Source organism: Acinetobacter sp. ACIN00229, assembly GCF_016106645.1.
GTDB lineage: Bacteria > Pseudomonadota > Gammaproteobacteria > Pseudomonadales > Moraxellaceae > Acinetobacter > Acinetobacter oleivorans.
In genome coordinates this window covers 83,023-103,242 of sequence record NZ_JADWOM010000006.1, presented here as the reverse complement: position 1 = coordinate 103,242, position 20,220 = coordinate 83,023, and the positions used below count along the sequence as shown (strand labels likewise).

21 protein-coding genes are annotated in these 20,220 nt (G+C 40.4%); 10 read left to right on the top strand and 11 right to left on the bottom strand.

Going from position 1 to position 20,220, the window contains the following annotated elements; genetic code table 11:
* The first annotated feature begins 2 nt into the window (after window positions 1-2).
* From I7H67_RS07235 to I7H67_RS07205, 7 genes are read left to right on the top strand one after another with little or no spacing between them, the layout of a single operon-like run.
* The gene (locus I7H67_RS07235; RefSeq protein ID WP_198307466.1) at window positions 3-548 is read left to right on the top strand and encodes a DUF3261 domain-containing protein; all 546 of its coding nucleotides are present in this window, start codon (window positions 3-5) and stop codon (window positions 546-548) included.
* Entirely contained in the window at window positions 545-1,747 is a 1,203-nt protein-coding gene (locus I7H67_RS07230) for a beta-ketoacyl-[acyl-carrier-protein] synthase family protein (protein WP_198307465.1), read from the top strand. Before I7H67_RS07235 ends, I7H67_RS07230 begins: the two co-directional genes overlap by 4 nt.
* Complete coding sequence (locus I7H67_RS07225; RefSeq protein ID WP_000762337.1) at window positions 1,747-2,172, top strand: 3-hydroxylacyl-ACP dehydratase; 426 nt, start codon at window positions 1,747-1,749, stop codon at window positions 2,170-2,172. The genes I7H67_RS07230 and I7H67_RS07225 overlap by 1 nt, the downstream gene beginning before the upstream one ends.
* A 23-nt stretch (window positions 2,173-2,195) precedes the next feature.
* Complete coding sequence (locus tag I7H67_RS07220; RefSeq protein WP_004794677.1) at window positions 2,196-2,921, top strand: 3-ketoacyl-ACP reductase FabG2; 726 nt, start codon at window positions 2,196-2,198, stop codon at window positions 2,919-2,921.
* Window positions 2,921-4,147 carry a beta-ketoacyl-ACP synthase gene (locus I7H67_RS07215; protein WP_198307464.1) on the top strand — a complete coding sequence of 409 codons (1,227 nt, stop codon included), beginning with the start codon at window positions 2,921-2,923 and terminating at the stop codon, window positions 4,145-4,147. Before I7H67_RS07220 ends, I7H67_RS07215 begins: the two co-directional genes overlap by 1 nt.
* 11 nt (window positions 4,148-4,158) lie before the next feature.
* Entirely contained in the window at window positions 4,159-4,593 is a 435-nt protein-coding gene (locus I7H67_RS07210) for a hypothetical protein (protein ID WP_004794675.1), read from the top strand.
* Window positions 4,594-4,617: 24 nt separating this feature from the next.
* On the top strand, window positions 4,618-5,274 hold the full coding sequence (locus I7H67_RS07205) for a 4'-phosphopantetheinyl transferase family protein (RefSeq protein WP_198307463.1): 657 nt from the start codon (window positions 4,618-4,620) through the stop codon (window positions 5,272-5,274).
* A 68-nt stretch (window positions 5,275-5,342) separates the two neighbouring features.
* Here I7H67_RS07205 and secB read toward each other — a convergent pair whose 3' ends face one another.
* The 4 genes from secB to rsgA all read right to left on the bottom strand — a co-directional run bounded on the left by secB (window position 5,343) and on the right by rsgA (window position 7,668).
* The gene (gene secB, locus I7H67_RS07200; protein WP_003654925.1) at window positions 5,343-5,795 is read right to left on the bottom strand and encodes a protein-export chaperone SecB; all 453 of its coding nucleotides are present in this window, start codon (window positions 5,793-5,795) and stop codon (window positions 5,343-5,345) included.
* Between the two features lie 27 nt (window positions 5,796-5,822).
* Window positions 5,823-6,080, bottom strand: a complete 258-nt coding sequence (gene grxC, locus I7H67_RS07195; protein ID WP_002114715.1) for a glutaredoxin 3 — start codon at window positions 6,078-6,080, stop codon at window positions 5,823-5,825.
* 11 nt (window positions 6,081-6,091) lie between these two features.
* Window positions 6,092-6,508 (bottom strand): rhodanese-like domain-containing protein, encoded by a 417-nt coding sequence (locus I7H67_RS07190; RefSeq protein WP_111855456.1) that lies wholly within the window; start codon window positions 6,506-6,508, stop codon window positions 6,092-6,094.
* Window positions 6,509-6,606: 98 nt separating this feature from the next.
* On the bottom strand, window positions 6,607-7,668 hold the full coding sequence (gene rsgA, locus I7H67_RS07185; RefSeq protein WP_005302303.1) for a small ribosomal subunit biogenesis GTPase RsgA: 1,062 nt from the start codon (window positions 7,666-7,668) through the stop codon (window positions 6,607-6,609).
* A gap of 125 nt (window positions 7,669-7,793) precedes the next feature.
* Here rsgA and orn point away from each other — a divergent pair, with 125 nt between their 5' ends.
* The 3 genes from orn (at window position 7,794) to I7H67_RS07170 (ending at window position 10,187) form a co-directional block, all read left to right on the top strand.
* The gene (orn, locus tag I7H67_RS07180; protein ID WP_004794671.1) at window positions 7,794-8,360 is read left to right on the top strand and encodes an oligoribonuclease; all 567 of its coding nucleotides are present in this window, start codon (window positions 7,794-7,796) and stop codon (window positions 8,358-8,360) included.
* Window positions 8,361-8,514: 154 nt separating this feature from the next.
* Window positions 8,515-9,246, top strand: coding sequence for a Bax inhibitor-1/YccA family membrane protein (locus I7H67_RS07175; protein ID WP_198307462.1), 732 nt, complete (start codon window positions 8,515-8,517; stop codon window positions 9,244-9,246).
* A gap of 137 nt (window positions 9,247-9,383) precedes the next feature.
* Complete coding sequence (locus I7H67_RS07170) at window positions 9,384-10,187, top strand: enoyl-ACP reductase (RefSeq protein WP_023274323.1); 804 nt, start codon at window positions 9,384-9,386, stop codon at window positions 10,185-10,187.
* A 68-nt stretch (window positions 10,188-10,255) separates the two neighbouring features.
* Here the strand turns inward: I7H67_RS07170 and I7H67_RS07165 are convergent, their stop codons facing one another.
* The 7 genes from I7H67_RS07165 to I7H67_RS07135 form a co-directional block, all read right to left on the bottom strand.
* Window positions 10,256-11,650, bottom strand: coding sequence for an efflux transporter outer membrane subunit (locus I7H67_RS07165; protein WP_198307515.1), 1,395 nt, complete (start codon window positions 11,648-11,650; stop codon window positions 10,256-10,258).
* 22 nt (window positions 11,651-11,672) lie between these two features.
* The gene (locus tag I7H67_RS07160) at window positions 11,673-13,667 is read right to left on the bottom strand and encodes a MacB family efflux pump subunit (protein WP_005302315.1); all 1,995 of its coding nucleotides are present in this window, start codon (window positions 13,665-13,667) and stop codon (window positions 11,673-11,675) included.
* 2 nt (window positions 13,668-13,669) lie between these two features.
* On the bottom strand, window positions 13,670-15,010 hold the full coding sequence (locus I7H67_RS07155; RefSeq protein WP_004794665.1) for a MacA family efflux pump subunit: 1,341 nt from the start codon (window positions 15,008-15,010) through the stop codon (window positions 13,670-13,672).
* 107 nt (window positions 15,011-15,117) lie between these two features.
* Window positions 15,118-16,107: a DNA polymerase III subunit delta gene (gene holA / locus I7H67_RS07150; protein WP_004794664.1), complete on the bottom strand. Its 990-nt coding sequence runs from the start codon at window positions 16,105-16,107 to the stop codon at window positions 15,118-15,120.
* 18 nt (window positions 16,108-16,125) lie between these two features.
* Complete coding sequence (gene lptE, locus I7H67_RS07145; RefSeq protein ID WP_004794663.1) at window positions 16,126-16,635, bottom strand: LPS assembly lipoprotein LptE; 510 nt, start codon at window positions 16,633-16,635, stop codon at window positions 16,126-16,128.
* A gap of 27 nt (window positions 16,636-16,662) precedes the next feature.
* Entirely contained in the window at window positions 16,663-19,287 is a 2,625-nt protein-coding gene (gene leuS, locus I7H67_RS07140; RefSeq protein ID WP_151826851.1) for a leucine--tRNA ligase, read from the bottom strand.
* Between the two features lie 187 nt (window positions 19,288-19,474).
* Entirely contained in the window at window positions 19,475-19,822 is a 348-nt protein-coding gene (locus I7H67_RS07135; protein ID WP_192835835.1) for a DUF4124 domain-containing protein, read from the bottom strand.
* Window positions 19,823-20,220 lie beyond the last annotated feature (398 nt).

Sequence of the window (20,220 nt, the reverse complement as noted above, 5' to 3'; positions counted from 1 at the left end):
CCATGCAACGCAAATGGGCAACGATATTACTCAGTAGCTTTATATTTTTAAATGGTTGTCAGGTTATGCCACATGCCAAAGGGCTGCAAAGCCCACTATGGCAGGCACAAGCTTATCAACGGCAAGATCAGGTTGAAGTTCAGTGGAAGCAGCAAAGTTTTAGCTTCTTGTTATATCAACAGCAAAAGGGCGCTGTACTGGATATGGTCGCTTTAAGCCTGACAGGCCAGCAATTATTTAAGTTACAGTTTGATGGGCATCGGGTTCATGTTGAACAGCGTATTGATCAAATGCGTTTATTGCCTTTTGAGTTTGTGGTGCGTGACCTTTTGTTTGCGACATACCCTCAGTTTTCGCATTTAGGGCAGCAAGCTGTAGAGATGAAACAACAAGCAGACAAGCAGGTTGTTTATATTGAAAAGCAACCTGTATTGCAGCTTAAACAGGGACAAGGAAGCATTGAATTGATTAATGAACAAGTCCCTTATACCATGACGCTGAGTTCGATTGAGAACACTTTACAGACAGAAGAAAGTCCTACGCCATGAAACATCTACCTTCAGCAAATGCAGCTCCAATGGCAGTAGGCATACAATTTAGTGTTGGTTTATCTGCATTAGGCTGTGAACTTAATCAAATTAAACAGGCATTACAACAGCCGCAGCAAACCTTGAATTTGCGAGATGATTTAATCGCTGATCGTGATGTTTGGGTGGGACAATATACGCATCCATTATGTTCGAGCGTACCTGATGCTTTACAGTCTGTAGATTCACGTAATCTACGTTTTGCATTAACCGCATTATCTAAAATAGAAACAGACTTAAAAGCTTATACCGCATCCTTTGAAAATAAACGTTTGGCCATTGTGGTGGGCACATCGACGTCTGGTATTGCAGATAATGAACTCTTACTTAAGCAATATTTTCAAGGGCAAACAGATCTATCGATATCTCATTATCCCCAAGAAATGAGCTGTTTAGCGAAAGCATTGCAGCAGTACTTAGGATGGGAAGGGCCAGCCTATACGATTTCAACAGCTTGTTCTTCAAGTGCTAAAGCATTAGCCGCAGGGCAGAGATTACTTCACGCAGATTTAGCTGATGTTGTGCTAGTCGGTGGCGTCGATACCTTGTGTAAGTTGACTCTAAATGGATTTAATAGTCTAGAGAGTTTATCTGAACATATTTGCCAACCCTGCGGTCTAAACCGTGATGGTATTAATATTGGTGAAGCCGCTGCGTTTTTTGTACTAAGTAAAGAACAAGCCCCTGTCATGTTAATGGGGGCGGGTGAGTCCATGGATGCATGGCACATTTCAGCCCCGCACCCTGAAGGTAAAGGTGCTGCTTTAGCTATGCAACGTGCATTAGATATGGCACGTATTTCAGCTCAAGAGGTGGGTTATATCAATTTGCATGGAACAGCAACTCCACAAAATGATGCAATGGAAATTAAGGCTGTAAGGCAAATTTTTGGCGATTACCAAGTTGCTTTAAGTAGTACAAAACATAAAACTGGACATTGTCTTGGTGCAGCGGGTGCCATAGAGGCTTTTATTTGTGAGCAAGTTTTAAAAGATCAAAATTGGTTGCCTTTACATCAAAGTGTTGAGATTGATCCAGATTTGGCTGACCAAAACTATGTGCAAAATGCCGAACTAAAACAGCCCATCCGCTATGTCATGAGTAATTCTTTCGCTTTTGGGGGAAGTAATATTAGTCTTGTTTTTGGAGTGAAGCCCTAGTGAAACTAGATGCAATTCAATATATTCCTCATGAGCAACCGATGGTATTTATTGACCATTTAACTGAGGTTGCAGAAGGGCGGGCGCAAGCAGAACTTACGATTACGCCAGAGCTTATGTTTTGTGAAGCAGAAGGTTTGCCGACATGGGCAAGCATTGAAATTATGGCACAAACGATTAGTGCTTATTCCGGCTGGCAAGGTCAGCAGTCAAAACAAGCGCCAAAAGTCGGTTTTTTATTGGGAACGCGTAAGTTAAATTTACCGATCCCTTATTTCGCCTTAGGTTCACGATTGATCATTCAAATAGAACAACAATATTTTCATGAAGGACTTGGGCAATTTTCCTGTGAAATTCAATATGCTGAGCACTGCATTCAGGCAACGTTAAGTGTATTTGAGCCAACAGAATCACCATTTGAATAACCACAAAGAATTAGGAATACATTGTGACAAGACGAATTTTAGTAACAGGTTCAAGTCGAGGAATTGGGAAAGCGATTGCGTTACAACTAGCAAAGGCTGGTTTTGATGTGACTGTGCATGCACGTTCGCGTCAAGCAGAGGCTGAGCAAGTCGTACAAGAGATACAGGCTCTAGGTCAAAATAGCCATTATCTAATGTTTGATGTAAATGAACGCCAAACTGTTCAACAAATTTTAGAGCAAGATGTAGAGCAGCATGGCGGATTCTATGGCGTTGTATTGAATGCAGGTCTTACCCATGATGGTGCTTTTCCAGCGCTCACCGATCAAGATTGGGATGAAGTTATTTCAACGTCCCTAGACGGTTTTTATAACGTATTAAAACCATTAGTTATGCCAATGATTCATTTACGTAAAGGTGGCCGTATTGTCACCTTATCTTCGGTTTCTGGGATTATGGGTAACCGTGGTCAGGTTAACTATAGTGCTGCAAAAGCAGGATTGATTGGTGCGACCAAGGCTTTGGCACTCGAATTGGCGAAGCGAAAAATTACTGTGAACTGTGTCGCACCAGGGTTGATCGAAACTGAAATGGTCACCGATGAAGTCAAAGAGCATGCACTTAAAATGATTCCGTTGCAACGCATGGGACAGGTCGATGAAGTGGCGAGCGTAGTAAAATTCTTGTGTTCAGATGAAGCCTCTTATGTAACTCGACAGGTTATTTCTGTAAATGGGGGACTCATTTGATGAAACGTGTGGTCGTGACAGGAATGGCAGGAATTACCTCTTTAGGTGAAACCACCGATGAGATCTTTGCTCGATTTGATGCTGCCAAAAGTGGTATACGATACATGCCAGAGTGGGAGCAATATGTTGATCTTCGGACAAAGCTTGCTGGCCCTGTTGAAACATTCCATGTTCCAAAACATTTTAACCGTAAGGTTACCCGCGGGATGGGGCGTGTAGCCCTTATGTCTGTGGTTTGTGCGGAAACTGCCTTACAAAATGCTGGTTTGCTTGGGCATGAAATTTTGTCTAGTGGCGAAGCCGGTGTTGCTTTTGGTTCTTCTGCGGGTAGCGTAGAGGCCGTGGGTGAGTTTGCTAGCATGTTGCTTCATCAGAGCATGAGTAAGATCAACGCAACAACCTATATTCGTATGATGGCCCACACAAGTGCGGTGAACATGACCGTATATTTTGGTCTAAAAGGCTTAACTTTACCGACCTCAAGTGCATGTACTTCTGGTTCTATGGCCATTGGGCAAGCCTATGAAGCCATTAAATATGGCAAACAACAGGTTATGATTGCGGGTGGTGCAGAGGAACTCAGTGCAGCAGGTGCAGCGGTTTTTGATGTATTGTTTGCGACTAGTGGCATGAATGACCAACCAGAAAAAACACCGCGTCCATTTGATGCTAAGCGAGATGGATTGGTGATTGGTGAAGGCGCAGGCTGTTTAATTTTAGAAGAATACGAACATGCCAAAGCTCGAGGTGCTCATATCTATGCAGAGGTGATTGGCTATGGTAGCAATACTGATGGTCAACATGTAACTAAACCAGACGCCGAGATGATGGGGCGCTGTATGCAATTGGCACTTAAAGATGCATCTGTAGAGGCTAAAGACATCGCTTATGTGAATGCGCATGGTACCTCAACTGATCAGGGGGATGTGGCTGAAAGTCAGGCGACAGCAACAGTTTTAGGACGTAAACCAATCAGCTCTTTAAAAAGCTACTTTGGACATACGTTGGGGGCGTGTGGAGCTATTGAAGCTTGGCTGAGCATTGAAATGATGAATCGTGGCCGTTTCATTCCAACTTTAAACCTAGATGAAATTGATCCATTGTGCGGTGATCTAGATTATATCGTTCAGCAGCCGAGAAATTTGGATGCTGACATTATTATGAGCAATAACTTTGCTTTTGGCGGAATTAATACTTCGCTTATTTTTAAACGTGTTAAACAATAAGGAACACAACAATGTTAAATAAAAAACTTTTATTTGTAGCAATGCTAAGTGCGGGTTTTACTGCCACTGTTCAGGCTGGAGATGAAGTACATCAGTTAAATTTTAAAGAAGCTGTAGACCGTGCAGTTGCAGATGGGACTTTAGATGGTTCAGTAAAGTTTTATTTAAAGGGTACAAAGTCTGGCGGTAAAATCATTCAAAAAGATGCGGTAACCAATAAAAAAACCAATGGTTTTGGTAAGTCAGCAGCAACGTCTTGTGACTGGGTTTTACGTTCAGCACTGATCCAAATGCAAAATAATGCTAAAGCACAAGGTGCAAATGCAGTTACCAATATTGTGAGCTATTTTAAAGCCAATGAAACTACAAGTACGACAACTTACGATTGCTATAAAGGCGCTATGATGGCGGGTGTTACCTTAAAAGGTGACGTGGTTAAATTCTAATTAATTTTAAATAAGGTCGGGATAATGTCTAAACGTAATATTGAAGTCTACACACAGACATTGTCCCAGCTTCTTTTAAAATCTAAACAAGATTTTCCAGACTTTCGTACATTTAATCATTATAAAAAACAGCAAATACATAATATTAGAAACGAGCTGATAGCACAGAAATTACAAATTAAAATAACGGATTTGGAGTTTGCAAAGCATGAGCATGGCAAGCCATATTTATTGAGTCACGATTTAAATTTTAATCACTCTCATAGTCAACAATACTATGCTTTAGCGATGAGTCAGCATGTTAAAGATATCGGTATAGACGTTGAAGAGTTAGACCGTAAAGTACATTTGGAAGCTCTAGCTCAGCATGCATTTCATCCCGATGAATATGTAACATGGCAAAGTCTAGAACAAGATAGAGAATATTGGTTTAAAGTCTGGACGACAAAAGAGGCTGTTCTAAAAGCTTCAGGCCTTGGTATACGTTTAGATTTAAATACTTTAAATACTCAAGCACATCCTACAGACCGTGGCGGAATATGTTCTCATCCACTGATCGGGACATTTGCTTATCAAAACTTCGTTGTGGGTAATATGATTTTAACAGTGGCATGGCGTTCAGAATTATCTTGCCGTGGTTTTCAGTTTCCTACAATACAGCTTCATTCACTTGATACTTAAAAAGCGAATAGCAGACATAAAAAAACCGCGAATTACGCGGTTTTTTAAGTTTAGAGCAAGCTATAAAATTAAGCTTGACCTTCAACAGCTTGAGCACGTTGCATATTCGCTTCGAACTCTGCATCAAAGTTGATTGGTGTAAGAAGTAACTGTGGGAAGCTACCTTTAGTCACTAAATCATTTACCGCTTCACGTAAGAACGGGAACAAAATATTTGGGCAATAAGCGCCTAAAATATACGGTAAGCGATCTTCTTCGATGTTATCAATCAAGAAAATACCTGATTGAGTGATATCTACAATGAACGCTGTTTCGTTGTCGTTATCGGCTTGTACCACAACTTTTAAAGAAACTTCAAAATGAGTTGGATCAATTTTTTCTGCAGCAGAAGAAAGATTGATATTGAGTTCAGGTTGCCATTGTTTAGTAAAAACCTGCGCCCCAGGAACCTCAAAAGAAATATCTTTTGTATAAATACGCTCTAAAGCTAATTGTGGTTGAACTTGTTGTTCTTCGCTCATTGTTTTTTCCTTAATATGGATGCGAGATTAAGCCAATAATTCGTCGAGTTTACCTTCACGCTCTAAAGCATAAAGTTGGTCAAAACCACCAATAAACTGATCGTTAATAAAAATTTGTGGGACAGTACGATGATTAGTGCGTTGCATTAATTCAACACGTACTTCCGGTGCTTCAACAGAAAGATTTACTTCTTTGTAAGCAACACCTTTACGCTCAAGTAACTGTTTAGCACGAACGCAATACGGACATACAGAAGTTGAGTAAACAATGACATTTGCAGCCATAATAATTCTCCTTAAGCTTTTGGTTTGCTTTTAACAAGAGGTAAGCCTTGTGCTTTCCAGTTACTAATACCACCATCAAGACGATAGCTGTCATGGTGAGCAACTTTTTGCAAAGCACTACCAGCGACTTGCCCGAGGTTGCAAATAAATACTAATGGACGGTCACTTGCTTTTAATTCATCAGCATGACTTGCAATTTGGCTGAAAGGAATATTGCGGCTACCACTAATATGACCTTCACGGAAGTCTTTACTATCGCGCAAGTCGATGAGTATGGCATTTTTCGCTTTCACTAAAATACCAAGCGACTGTGGTGAAATTTTACGACCGTTACGTTGACCTTCAAAAATGAAGAACAACACGATCAAGACTCCGAGCGTACCAAACAAAATGGGGTGATTCCCCATAAACTCTAACCAGCGTTCCACAAGTCACCTAAAAAAAATTAAAAACAAAATTGACCTAGAGTATAGCGTATATAGATGGTGATCAAAATCACCACTTCAAGGGCAAAGCGGACAGAAAATTAGTTTTTTTGCTGTGCCTCTTGAATCTCATCATTTAAACGCAAAAAGCTATCTAGGCGCCGTGGTAAAATTTCACCAGATTCTACAGCGTGTTTTAACCCGCAGTTCTTTTCATGAGTATGGGTGCAGTTACGGAATTGGCAAGAACCCAAATGTGCTTCAATTTCTGGAAAGCCCATACGAATTTTTTCTAAATCAAGATGCCAAAGCCCAAATTCACGAATTCCCGGTGAGTCGATTAACGCGCCATTTTTACCGAAATTCATTAAACGTGTAGAGGTTGTTGTGTGCTGACCAAGTGCAGAGTTTTCAGAAATAATATTTGTTTTTTGCTCTGCTTCTGGAATGAGCACATTAATTAATGAACTTTTTCCTACACCCGATTGGCCAACGAAAGCGACTGTTTCACCATCTAAACGTTCAGATAACGCAGAGATATCACCCTTTTTAGACTGACAAATCATCACTTCATAACCCAAAGTTTTATATTCTTCTAATAGTGTGAGAATTGGGTCATTTTCGGTTAACAAATCAGACTTATTGAGGACTAAAAGAGCAGGAATATTAGCATCTGCACAAGCAACTAAATAACGGTCAATTAACGTTGGCGCAGGTTCAGGAAGCGGTGAGAATACAATCACAATCAAACTGATATTTGCTGCCACAGGTTTAACTTTGTGATAACGGTCTGGACGGGTAAGTAAAGAAGTACGTGGGTGAATGGCTGTAATAATACCTAAACCCGTATTGGGGTCAGCTTGCCATTTAACTCGGTCACCAGTTACAAGTAATTCTAAGTTTGTTCGAGTATGACAGCGCCATACGCTTTTGAGCTCGATAGGTTTCCAGAAAGGTTCTGGCTCTCCTTCGGCAACTTGAGGTTTTTCTGGGTGATGCTCAGGTACAGAGAGTGCTTGTACTTCAAGTTGGCGGCCATAATGTTGTACAACGAGTCCGTCCAGATCTTGTGAAGTATCAGCCTCTTCTTGGCGAGTTTTGTGCTGTTTTTCAATACGACGTTGCTGTTGTTCAGTTAAACGACGCTTACGAATTAAAGCCATTCATATCCCAAAAAAACCACTGTTTGAAGATGGCAAAAATAGCATGAAGCGGCTATAGAATTACAGCGCAGATGCAAGAAATTTGCTACTATTGATGTTTTTACGGCATTTTAGAACGTACATACATGAGCAGTACTTTAAATACACGATTAATTTGGATTGATCTGGAAATGACCGGATTAGATACCGATAATGACCAAATTATTGAAATCGCAACAATTATTACAGATGATCATTTAAATGTACTTGCCGAAGGTCCGGTTTTAGCCGTTCACCAGCCTGACCGTATTTTAAATGCAATGGATGAGTGGAATACCCGCCAACATGGGCAGTCTGGGTTAGTTGAACGAGTTCGTCGCAGCAAATTAACAGCTCGTGATGCTGAGTTACAAACTTTAGAATTCCTAAAAAAATGGGTCAATCCAAAAGTTTCGCCAATGTGTGGTAACTCGATTTGTCAGGATCGCCGTTTCCTACATCGTTTAATGCCAGAGCTTGAGCAGTATTTTCACTATCGTAATCTTGATGTATCTACGGTAAAAGAACTCTCAAAACGCTGGCGCCCTGAAATCATGAGCGGTTTGAAAAAGAATGCATCGCATTTGGCAATGGATGATATTCGTGACTCGATTTCCGAGTTGAAATACTATCGTGAATATTTCTTTATCATGAACACTGACGGTAAAGATTAATAACCTTACCAGAGTGATATGAAAGGGAGGCTATTGCCTCCTTTTTTATTGTTTAAAGGGGATTGTTACAATAATGCCAATTCCTTAATTTGGCTTTCATATTCATTTTGCTTAAAATGATGTTTTAAATTTTTATTATAAAAAGAGAGCATTTATGCAAAGTAATAACCCGATACTGACCCGTGTTGAAACGGTCAGTGACTATAGTCAACCGATGACTGTGCAAGGTGCGATTCAAAAATCTGTAATGTTGACAGTTATTGCTGCTGCGGTGGGTGTCGCTTTATTTTTCTATGCAGCCTTTACTGCAAATGTTGGTATTGCTTACGCGGCTTCAATTGTGGGTGCAATTGGTGGCTTGGTTTTAGCTTTAATTACAATGTTTAAACCAACGACAGCGCCAACATTAGCAATTCCATATGCCTTATTTGAAGGGGCTTTTTTAGGTGGTATTTCTTTTACTTTCCAGTTGAAATACCCAGGTGTTCCTCTTCAAGCTTTATTAGCAACTTTCGTCACCACTTTGGTGATGTTTGGTCTATATAAATTCCAAATTATTCGCGCAACTGAAAAGTTCAAGTCAGTTGTAATCTCTGCATCTTTGGCGATCTTTATTGTATTTATCGTCCAGATGGTCATGCGTTTAGCATTTGGTTCAAGCGTTCCTTATATTTTTGAAAGTAACTGGTTAGGTATTGGCTTTGCTGCATTTGTTGCAGTGATTGCTTCACTTAACCTGATTTTAGATTTTGATTTAATTGAAACTAATGCAGCTTATCGTGCACCAAAATTCATGGAATGGTTGTGTGGTATCGCATTACTTGCAACTTTAGTGTGGATGTATATTTCTTTCTTACGCTTACTTGGCTTATTGTCTGACGACTAAGATTGAATTCATCGAGAAGTCGCTCCTTATCAGGAGCGATTTTTTTTCGTGCGATTTTTGAAAAAAGATGCATTATGCAATTTCGAAAACCGCTGAATATTGGCATTATGCTTGAAATTGTTTTGAGTGAGATCGGCATGACACAAGGACTTTTAGCAGGTAAGCGCTTTTTGATTGCAGGCGTTGCTAGTAAATTATCAATTGCTTTTGGTATTGCACAAGCATTACACCGTGAAGGTGCAGAGCTTGCGTTTACTTATCCAAACGAAAAATTAAAAAAACGTGTGGATGAATTTGCTGAGCAATTCGGTTCTAAGCTTGTGTTTCCATGTGATGTTGCTGTTGATGCTGAAATTGATAATGCATTTGCAGAACTTGCAAAACATTGGGACGGCGTAGACGGTGTTGTGCACTCAATTGGCTTTGCACCTGCACACACGCTTGATGGTGACTTCACTGACGTAACTGACCGCGATGGTTTTAAAGTTGCTCATGACATCAGTGCATACAGCTTTATTGCAATGGCTCGTGCTGCAAAACCTTTATTACAAGCTCGTCAAGGCTGTTTATTGACTTTGACTTACCAAGGTTCTGAGCGCGTTATGCCTAACTATAACGTAATGGGTATGGCAAAAGCGTCTTTAGAAGCGGGTGTTCGCTACTTAGCATCAAGCTTGGGTGTTGATGGTATCCGTGTAAACGCGATTTCTGCGGGTCCAATCCGTACTTTAGCTGCTTCTGGTATTAAATCTTTCCGTAAAATGTTAGATGCCAATGAAAAAGTTGCGCCGTTAAAACGTAATGTAACGATTGAAGAAGTAGGTAACGCAGCGTTGTTCCTATGCTCACCTTGGGCTTCAGGTATTACTGGTGAAATTCTATATGTAGATGCTGGTTTCAATACTGTAGGTATGAGCCAATCTATGATGGATGATGAATAAGTTTTAAAACTTATTTAGCCATAAAAAAGCCGTAGTTCAAGGACTACGGCTTTTTTAATTGGTACAAGTTATTGCGGCAGTTCTTTTACAGGTGAACCACCTAAAGCTTGCATGAGAGTGACATACGCGTTGTATTGGCTTTGCTTGGTTTCAACAAGACTTAGACGTGCAGTACGTGTGGTTTGCTGAGCATCAAGAAGTGTTTTTAATGCGACAGCACCATAACGGTAACGGACTTCGGTTAAACGTTCAGTTTTTTCTGCAAGTTCAACATTGCGCTCCTGTAACGCTACTTGTTTGTCGAGTTCGGTACGACTCGATAAAGCATTTTCTACATCAGCAAAAGCCTGATAAAGTGTTTGACGATATTGAATAATCGCTTTCTCATAATCCAGATTGCTAATCGCGATATCTTTCTTCATATCGTTATATTGCAAAAACGGTAAGCTCAAACTTGCCCCAAGCGTGAGGGCAGGGTTACGTAATAACTCTGTTAACGATGTGCTGCTTGAGCCCAAACTACTGGTTAAGCTAATCGATGGATAGTAGCTCGCCTTAGTAGCATCTTTAGTCGCTAATGCTTTTCTTAAGCGGAGTTCACTTGCTTGCAAATCAGGGCGGCGCGATAAAATATCGGCAGGTAAACCAGCACCAATTGAAGGTAGAGCAGTGCGTGGTAAACGCTTTGGCTCTTGAATGTTTAATTGTTGCAATGGCTCATGTAATAGCACTGCAATAGCCGTACGTGTTTCAACCAATTGTTGTTCAATCTGGCTTAAACTCGCTTTCTGGCTTTGTACTGATTGTTCTGCTTGAGTCAGATCTACACCTGAAACAGCACCAGCTTTATATTGAATCTGCACCAAGTCATAAAGCTTTTGAGAGGTTGCGAGACTTTGCTGGGCAGTTGTGTAGCGCTCATTTAAATAACCGAGTTGCCAATAAAGTTTGGCAGTGGTTGCAATTAAACTTTGCCCAGTCGCTTGTAAGTCTTGTTCAGTCGCTAAGGCTTCCCATTTACTTGCTTCAGTTTGGCGTGCAAGCTTACCAAACAAATCAAGCTCATAGCTTACACCCGCACTCATTGATAGGCCTTTAGAGCTGTCATCTCCCGAATTTAAATCGAAAGAATGTCCTGTAGAAACACTAGAACTGGTACGCAAGCCTTGTTTGTTTGCAATTAGATCAGCTTGCAGACGGGCTTGTTTCAACGCAATTCCGGCAACTGCTAAATCACTGTTACGCTCTAATACATTGCTTACGAGCTGATTAAGCTGAGCATCATTGAAAAGCGTCCACCAACGATCAGAGTATTGATCGGCAGACATGTTTTTTGCTTTTGCTGTGTCATATTGAAAGCTACCCGGAACTTGTACCGCAGGTGTTTCATAAGGTGTTTTTACTACAGCTGCACATCCTACAAGAGAACCTGTGAGAAGAAGTGCTGTGCTGAGTTTAGTCATAGAGAAAGACATGCAATTTTCCTTATTCTCGTGATAGTGCGGCAACCGGGTCAAGTTTCGCGGCATTCTTAGCAGGCAAGAAACCGAATACGACACCAATCAGTGTTGAACAGACAAATGCTGCAATAATAGAAGTGCTTGAATAAGCCACGCTAAAGTTACCGCCAGCAAATTTATTAATAAGTTGTCCAAGGCCAAGCGATAGTAAAACGCCAAGCACACCACCAATTAGACACACCAAAATTGCTTCAATTAGGAATTGCTGCAAAATATCACTTTGACGAGCACCTACGGCCATACGTACGCCAATTTCCTGAGTACGTTCAGTCACTGAAACCAACATAATGTTCATTACCCCGATACCACCAACTACCAGTGAAATTACGGCAATTGCTGAAACCAGAAGCGTCATTGTGCTGGTTGTTTTCTCAATGGTTTGACGGATACTGTCACTGTTCATGGTGAAAATATCTTGTGCACCATGGCGCTGAGTTAATAGGTTTACAATCGCATTTTCTGCGGCAGCAGTTGAATATTTGTCATTAATACGAACCACGATATTACGTACATTAGACTGACCCAACATACGGCTCATTACGGTTGTATAAGGCATATAGACATTTAAAGTATCATCTGAGCCCATGCCGCTTGTCTGCGGTTCTACAATTCCGATAATACGTGCTGGTACACTACCGAGCAGTACGACTTGACCAATTGGATTGCTCCCATCTCCAAAGAATTGTTTTTGAGTATTAGTATCAATGACAACATCTTGTGAACGATCACGCACACTACGTTGGTCAAAAGTTTGCCCATCTTTAAAGACCAGACCTTTAACATCAAAATAATCGTTACTCACACCATTAATGGTCGCGTTTGCTTCATTCTGCTGGTAACGCATGGTTTTGGATGTACTGACGATTGGGCTGACTGCACTGACATAAGGTTGAGTCATTAACGCATCAGCATCGGCAGGAACCAATGTTTTAAAGTTTGCAGTTTTGGAGTTATCACCAAAACCACGGCCCTGAAACACCGTAATCGTATTTGTTCCCAGACTGCTAATATTGCTTAAAATTTGTTGTTGAGAACCTTTACCTAGCGCGACCACTGTAACAACAGATGCAATACCAATAATGATCCCAAGCATGGTTAAAAAAGTACGCATGCGGTGAGCATTCATCGACAGTAAAGCCATTTGAAAAGCTTCTGACAAACGATCTAAAGTAGAACGCCATGCGGAAATACTTTTGCCTTTCTTCTGTTTGCCTTGCAAAGCAGGAGCGGCATCTGGATCAGAATTGCCTGGTTCAGCTGCTTGATCAGGAACATTAGGACGGTCACTAATAATTTCTCCGTCACTAATTTCGATAATACGCGTCGCATTTTTTGCAACTTGCATATCGTGGGTGACTAAAATAATAGTGTGACCTGCGGCATTGAGTTCACGCAAAATACGCATCACCTCAACACCACTATGAGAGTCGAGTGCCCCTGTCGGTTCATCTGCCAGAATAACGTCACCGCCATTCATAAGGGCACGGGCAATAGAAACACGTTGCTGCTGACCGCCAGAGAGCTGGCTTGGTCTATTGAGTGTTTTAGTACCTAAACCTAATTCGGTCAGTAAAGCCGTTGCGCGTTGTTTACGCTCAGAAGGGGTAACACCTGCATAAACTGCGGGAACTTCAACGTTACCCTCAGCGGATAAGTCACCCAGTAAATGGTAGCGCTGGAAAATAAAACCAAAATATTCACGGCGTAGTCGAGCGAGTTGATCTGGTTCGAGTTTACCGGTCTCTTGTCCACTAACCTTGTAACTACCACTCGTAGGACGGTCTAAACAGCCCAAAATATTCATGAGTGTTGACTTACCAGAACCAGACTGACCGACAATGGCAACCAGTTCACCTTCGTAAATGGTAAGGTCAATGCCTTTTAAAATTTGTATCGTGCTTTCGCCAGCAGGGAATTCCCGGACTAGATTGCTGACTTCAAGCAAAGCTTGTTTTGTCATGCTTACATTCCCATTGGGCCACTACGGCGACGGTTATTACTACTATTAGCTGATGCAGCAGAAGTATCTGCGCTATCGGCAATGACAACTTGATCACCTTGTTTTAAGCCCGCAAGAACTTGCGCATTTACACGGTTGTTAATGCCAACCAAAATTTGAGTTGGTTTAGTTGTGCCATCAGCTTGTAATACACGTACAACACTTAACGTTAATTTACCTTGTTCAATTAACTGTTTTTGCTCAGCAGTCAGGTTAAGACGCTCCAAACGAGCTCCATTTCCTTGAGATTTTTTAGCCGCTTCAGGTGTAGAGCTTGCTTTATCAGATGATTGGCCTGATTTTCTTTGACCTGAAAATTGTTTAGAGCTCAGTGCTGATGATGGAACGAGTAGAGCATTTTTAGCTGAGTTTAATACGATATAAACTTGTGCAGTCATATCAATACGCAATTTACCGTCGGTATTTGGCACATCGAATAAGGCATTATAGTAAACAGCTGAACTCGTTGTTGAGCTTGTCGTACTTGTTGATTCGCTAGAAATAGAATCTGGAGCAGGTTCAATCTGACGTAAAGTTGCATAACGCTTAGTGTCTTCACCTAATGTAGTGAAATAAACTTGTTGTCCTTTCTCAACTTTCATAATGTCAGCTTCACTGACCTGTGCCTTGATCGTCATGTTTTGTAGTTTTGCAATTTTGACAATTGTTGGCGCACTTTGATTGGCGTTTACTGTTTGACCTTCTTCGGTCACAATCGCAACAACCGTACCATCTGTTGGAGCAACAATACGCGTATAACCAATATTGGTTTGCGCCGTAGATTTTGTGACTTTTGCCGATTCGATTTGTGCATCTAACGCTTTGATTTGTGCCTGAGCTGTTTTATAGCTTGCCTCAGCCGATTCTAAATCCGCACGTGGTGTTGCATCTTGCGCATACATTTGTTGCTGACGGCGGTATTCAAGTTGTTTTTCATTTAAAGAAGCAACTTGCTGAAGGCGCTGAGCTTCTAAATTTTTAATATTCGCATCAGAGGTTTTTAAACTATTTTCTTGTGTCGTTGAATCAATCTGTGCAATAAGTTGACCTTGCTTAACCTGATCGCCAAGTTGCACATACATCTTTTTAACCTGACCAGATACCTGAGCACCGACACTAATCAGTTTGGTTGCATCAAGTGTACCCGTTGCAAGTACATTATTTTCAATATCTCCACGTGTTACCTCGGCAGTAATATATTGTGGCTGCTGCTGTTTTGGTTTGAAAAACTTCCAAGCTAAAAGAGCAATAATGACTATACAGACGATGATAATAACAAGTTTGATTGGCTTTATTTTTGGCATGGCGAGAGGTCGAAAAGTTTAAAATTTAATTTAGTATAAAAGCGAAATGAGGATAAAACGTGAATTTTTATGATATTTCAGGAATGAAGAAAAAGGATACAGCCGAATTACTGTATAAATAATGTTTTTCCACATAATTCAGCAATCGCTTGCTGCATTAAATGTTCTGCATTTTCGTTCGACATTCCTTTAATTGCTGCATCGATTTGCAATAGAAGGGTAGACCAGCCTAGAAACTGTTGTGGATTTAGTCTTCTTAATGCTTGTTGATATAAGCTGACTTTTGTTTTCCATATACCGAGCTGTAAGGCATTATGGGGTTGTTCAAACAATTGCATCAACAAGCGCATTTCTTTACTTAAAGTCCATAAAATCAGACTATCGGGTTCGCCTGCTGCAATTAAATATTGAAAAATCTTAATAGATTGACCAAGGTTGCCTTCTAATAACGCATCACTTAAATCATAGGTGGTATAGCGTGATTGATCTTGTAGGCACGCATATAATTGTTCAATTTGAATGAGTTGTTGGTCTGGAAATGTGTCTCTTACACGCATCAAGCTATTTTTAGCTGCCAGCAAATTGTGCTCATGATGTTGCATTAACCACTGCCAAGCATCATTGTCGAGTTGAATTTCAAGTTTCTCTGCTTCAGCAGATAAAATTCTTTGGCGATCTTGTGGGTAATTTGCCGTGAGGGCAACTACAACCCCATTTGCTTCAACAACTTGGAAAAAAGCAGATTTTAGGCTACTACTATCTTGTTTGGGTAAAACAATTAATAGCAGGTTATGTTCATTATGTTGTATATAGCTTTTGAGTTGTTTTAAGCCATTCGCATCAGGTTTTATATTGCCGTGTACTTCAATAGCAAGCTGCTGAGAAAATAAAGATAAGCTATTAAGTGCGTTAAAGACATTTTTCCAGTCGCTTACGCTACTAATATCATAGCGCTGTCTTTCAACTTCTTGTTGTTGCCAGCTTTTTCGAAAGGCATCTAATAAATTTTGTTCTAATAAAGGCTCTTGCCCATGCAAAATCCACGCACCCCGAGCTTCCGGAGTACGTTTTAAGGCTTGTAAATAGTCAATTTTCATTGCTGGCAAAAATACAGATTAAGGCTGAGCTTTTGGTAAGCGATTTGCTGAAATCTGACGAGTAATCTGCTGCGCAATATCATCAATTACAATACGTTGTAAGTAACTTTCTTGCTGATTTTCAGTGTTGACTGTTGCCAAGTCATATTGATAACTACGAGATGCAGTTAATGAGCGTGGCTCAGTAATTTTATTACCCTGACGATCTTCGATCTGGAAGGTTACGGTCAAACGTAATAATACTTCAGTTAGTTTTCCATTTAAAAGCTGACGACGTGGTGTGTACTCTAAAACACGAAGTACGTAGGCATCATTATCATTGCTGAGTTGAACACCATTTGCAGCTAAATACACTTTTAACTGCGTTTCCAAATCATCAGTTTTAGCCGGTAACTCAAGGCTTAACTTTTTATAAACAAGCGGAGTCGCAGTCGGGTTGGTTCCTTTTAAATGAAATCCACACCCGACTAAGCCTGCACTAAGGCCTAAGGTTAAAACAACAGCGGCTAAACGTTTGGCTAAGTGCATGCTTGATCCTCTCATTAATAACTTTAATTAAACCACGAGGTTAACTAATTTATTTGGAACCACAATTTCTTTTTTTGTTGGTCCGGTTAAGAATTGTTGAACTTCTGGTAGAGCTTTAGCTTGAGCTAATAGATCTTCCTTAGAAATATCAACAGAAACTTCAAGTTTACCGCGAAGTTTACCATTAACCTGTACAACAATCGTTTGCGTATTACGCGTTAACGCAGAAGCATCAACTTCAGGGAATGTTGCTGCTGTAACATCTGTACCAAATTGAGCCAATAAAGTTTGGCTTAAATGCGGTGCAAACGGTTCAAGTAAAGTTAACAGTGTTGTGATTGCTTCACGTTCTACAGCAATGTCATTGTCATCTTTTGCTTCAAACTTGTTGCTTGCATTTAACAACTCCATTAAAGCAGCAATCGCGGTATTGAATGCATGACGACGTTCAATATCATCACTTACTTTTTGAATAGTTTCGTGTGTTTTACGACGTAAGTCTTGAGCGTCTTTAGATAAATTAGCTGTATCGATTGTAGAAGCTGAGTTGCCTTTTTCAAGGAAGCCAGCTACAAGGCGCCATACACGTTTCAAGAAACGGTTTGCACCTTCAACACCTGCATCAGACCATTCTAAAGATTGATCTGGTGGAGCAGCAAACATCATGAATACACGAGCTGTATCTGCGCCGTATTGATCAATAATCGCTTGTGGGTCAATACCGTTATTTTTCGACTTAGACATTTTTTCTTGTCCGCCGATTACAACTTCTTGGCCGTCACCTGAATATTTTGCAGAAAGAATACGACCTTTCTCATCACGTTCTAATTCAATATCAGCTGGGTTGAACCAAGTTTTCTTGCCATTTTCTGCTTCACGATAGAACGTATCTGCAAGTACCATGCCTTGAGTTAGCAAGTTGGTAAATGGCTCATTACCTTGTACAACGCCTTCATCACGCATTAATTTGTGGAAGAAACGTGCATAAAGTAAGTGAAGAATCGCGTGTTCAACACCACCAATGTATTGATTTACAGGAAGCCAGTTTTGAGCTGCTTCAGGTTTAACCATACCACCAGTAAAGTCTGGAGATGCATAGCGTGCATAGTACCAAGATGACTCTACGAAGGTATCTAAAGTATCTGTTTCACGACGAGCATCGCCACCACAACAAGGACATTTAGTTTCATAGAATTCAGGCATTTTATTCAGCGGATTACCTGAACCATCTGGAACAACGTCTGTTGGTAATACAACTGGAAGTTGGTCTTCTGGAACTGTGACTTGACCACAAGTATCACAGTTAATCATTGGAATTGGACAACCCCAGTAACGTTGACGAGAAACACCCCAGTCACGTAAACGGAATTGAACTTTAGAGTTTGCTAAAGCTTGTGGTTCTAATTTCGCAAGGAATGCGTCAAACGCAGCTTGGAATTCTAAACCGTCAAACTCACCAGAGTTAACAAGTTTACCTTCTTTAGAACCGTACCATTCTTGCCATTCAGTTGCAGAGTAATCTGCATCGTCAGCACCTTTGGCATCAATCACTTGCTTAATTGATAAGTTAAACTTGTTAGCAAATTCAAAATCACGTTCGTCATGCGCTGGTACAGCCATTACTGCGCCAGAACCATAAGACATTAATACGTAGTTTGCGATCCAGACAGGAAGCTCTTCACCAGTTACAGGATGTTTTACAAACAAGCCTGTTGCCATGCCTTTTTTCTCGGCTGTTGCCAAGTCCGCTTCCGCAACTGAACCCATGCGGCACTCTTCAATGAATGCAGCCAATTCAGGGTTGTTTTCAGCAGCTTTCAGCGCAAGAGGGTGTTCTGCTGCAACAGCAACATATGTCACACCCATTAGCGTGTCGGCACGTGTTGTATAAACAGTTAAGCCATCAGCATAGATTTCAGTATTGGCTGAAGGGAAAGTAATTTCCATGCCTGTAGAGCGACCAATCCAGTTACGTTGCATGGTCAACACTTGTTGAGGCCAGCCGTCTTGTAAAGTGTCAAGATCGTCTAATAATTCTTGTGCATAGTCCGTAATACGGAAGTAGTACATTGGAATATCACGTTTTTCAACCAATGCACCTGAGCGCCAGCCACGACCATTTTCAACTTGCTCGTTTGCTAAAACTGTTTGGTCAACTGGATCCCAGTTTACTGTTGAAAGTTTACGGTAGATCAGGCCTTTTTTATAAAGCTGAACAAATAACCATTGTTCCCAGTGATAATACTCTGGTGTACAAGTCGCGAATTCGCGATCCCAGTCTACAGATAAACCTAATTTTTTTAATTGGTCACGCATGTAAGCGATGTTTTCAAATGTCCATTTTGCCGGAGCAACTTTATGGGCAATTGCTGCGTTTTCAGCAGGTAAACCGAATGCATCCCAACCCATAGGTTGTAATACAGTTTCACCTTTTAAACGGTAAAAACGGCTAATTACATCGCCAATTGTATAGTTACGCACATGCCCCATATGCAGCTTGCCACTTGGGTAAGGAAACATTGACAGGATGTAACGATGTTTACCTTCGACAGTGTCGGCAACTTTAAAGACTTTACGATTTTCCCAATCTTGTTGAACTGATGGTTCAATCGTGTTTGCTTGATATTCGGGGTCAATGTGAGAAATAGTCATAGACGTAAGCTATACAACGAAAATTGAAATGAAAGATTGCTGCACAGCATAGCGCAAAATAACAGGAAATGTCAGTTTTTAGATCAGGATTTTATCTTTTAATATGGGCAATAAACATTTCTCAATCTATTCTTCTTTATTTTAAATAAGAGAGGAGTGATGAAAATATTCACCACTCTCATTTTACTTATCGCGGTGTTGGAGCGGATGGGGCAGATGCTACAGGAGGAACAGCTACTGCTGGTGCATTTTTTTCCTGTGCAACATTCGTTGCCTCTTGCACTACTTTATCTGTTTTATCTTGAGATTGTTGTTCTGAGGATGGTGTCGAATTTTTTACGGATGATTGGCTACCGTAAGTAGAAACTTTGTTCAAATGTTTTGCACTCTTAGGTGGTGGAGTCGTGGTGTAATGGGTGGAGCCATTTTTATCCATCCATTTGTAATATTGCTGTGCCTGACTTTGAGTTGAGTAAACTAAAATCGCTGTTGCAACTGCCGCATATAAGCTTGTTTTTAAATAAGATAAATTCATATTAGATATTCCCCAAAGAAAGCTAGCTATATTTAAATAAAGTTCAGAAATAAGCAATTTACAATGCATGATTTTATATAAAAAAGACGAATTATTTTTAATAAATAGAGGGTGGAACTACCAAATTTAAGATTTAATTTTAGATTAAAAAAGAAGCAGCTAAAATTTTTTATGGAAAAACCTTTTCTTTAATCTTGACTTTAGTGAATTAAACAACAAAAATGCTTCCTTTAGTTTTATATGCGATTATTTGATCACCCTTCGAATAACCGTCATGTTTTGTAATAGACATTCTCTCTAGCCGAGAGATTGATTTTACTTAAAGTATGTATATCCAGACATGCTTTATTAATGTTAAAAAAGCTTATACGGCTGAAAAACAGAAATTTTTCTATTGC

Excerpts from the sequence above, each read along its gene's own strand:
- lptE (WP_004794663.1), bottom strand. The coding sequence starts at position 16,635 with ATGCACTTAGCCAAACGTTTAGCCGCTGTTGTTTTAACCTTAGGCCTT.
- I7H67_RS07235 (WP_198307466.1), top strand. The coding sequence starts at position 3 with ATGCAACGCAAATGGGCAACGATATTACTCAGTAGCTTTATATTTTTA.
- I7H67_RS07165 (WP_198307515.1), bottom strand. The coding sequence starts at position 11,650 with ATGACTAAACTCAGCACAGCACTTCTTCTCACAGGTTCTCTTGTAGGA.
- I7H67_RS07215 (WP_198307464.1), top strand. The coding sequence starts at position 2,921 with ATGAAACGTGTGGTCGTGACAGGAATGGCAGGAATTACCTCTTTAGGT.
- I7H67_RS07230 (WP_198307465.1), top strand. The coding sequence starts at position 545 with ATGAAACATCTACCTTCAGCAAATGCAGCTCCAATGGCAGTAGGCATA.
- grxC (WP_002114715.1), bottom strand. The coding sequence starts at position 6,080 with ATGGCTGCAAATGTCATTGTTTACTCAACTTCTGTATGTCCGTATTGC.
- I7H67_RS07155 (WP_004794665.1), bottom strand. The coding sequence starts at position 15,010 with ATGCCAAAAATAAAGCCAATCAAACTTGTTATTATCATCGTCTGTATA.
- I7H67_RS07160 (WP_005302315.1), bottom strand. The coding sequence starts at position 13,667 with ATGACAAAACAAGCTTTGCTTGAAGTCAGCAATCTAGTCCGGGAATTC.
- I7H67_RS07170 (WP_023274323.1), top strand. The coding sequence starts at position 9,384 with ATGACACAAGGACTTTTAGCAGGTAAGCGCTTTTTGATTGCAGGCGTT.
- secB (WP_003654925.1), bottom strand. The coding sequence starts at position 5,795 with ATGAGCGAAGAACAACAAGTTCAACCACAATTAGCTTTAGAGCGTATT.
- holA (WP_004794664.1), bottom strand. The coding sequence starts at position 16,107 with ATGAAAATTGACTATTTACAAGCCTTAAAACGTACTCCGGAAGCTCGG.
- I7H67_RS07135 (WP_192835835.1), bottom strand. The coding sequence starts at position 19,822 with ATGAATTTATCTTATTTAAAAACAAGCTTATATGCGGCAGTTGCAACA.
- rsgA (WP_005302303.1), bottom strand. The coding sequence starts at position 7,668 with ATGGCTTTAATTCGTAAGCGTCGTTTAACTGAACAACAGCAACGTCGT.
- I7H67_RS07205 (WP_198307463.1), top strand. The coding sequence starts at position 4,618 with ATGTCTAAACGTAATATTGAAGTCTACACACAGACATTGTCCCAGCTT.
- orn (WP_004794671.1), top strand. The coding sequence starts at position 7,794 with ATGAGCAGTACTTTAAATACACGATTAATTTGGATTGATCTGGAAATG.
- leuS (WP_151826851.1), bottom strand. The coding sequence starts at position 19,287 with ATGACTATTTCTCACATTGACCCCGAATATCAAGCAAACACGATTGAA.
- I7H67_RS07175 (WP_198307462.1), top strand. The coding sequence starts at position 8,515 with ATGCAAAGTAATAACCCGATACTGACCCGTGTTGAAACGGTCAGTGAC.
- I7H67_RS07210 (WP_004794675.1), top strand. The coding sequence starts at position 4,159 with ATGTTAAATAAAAAACTTTTATTTGTAGCAATGCTAAGTGCGGGTTTT.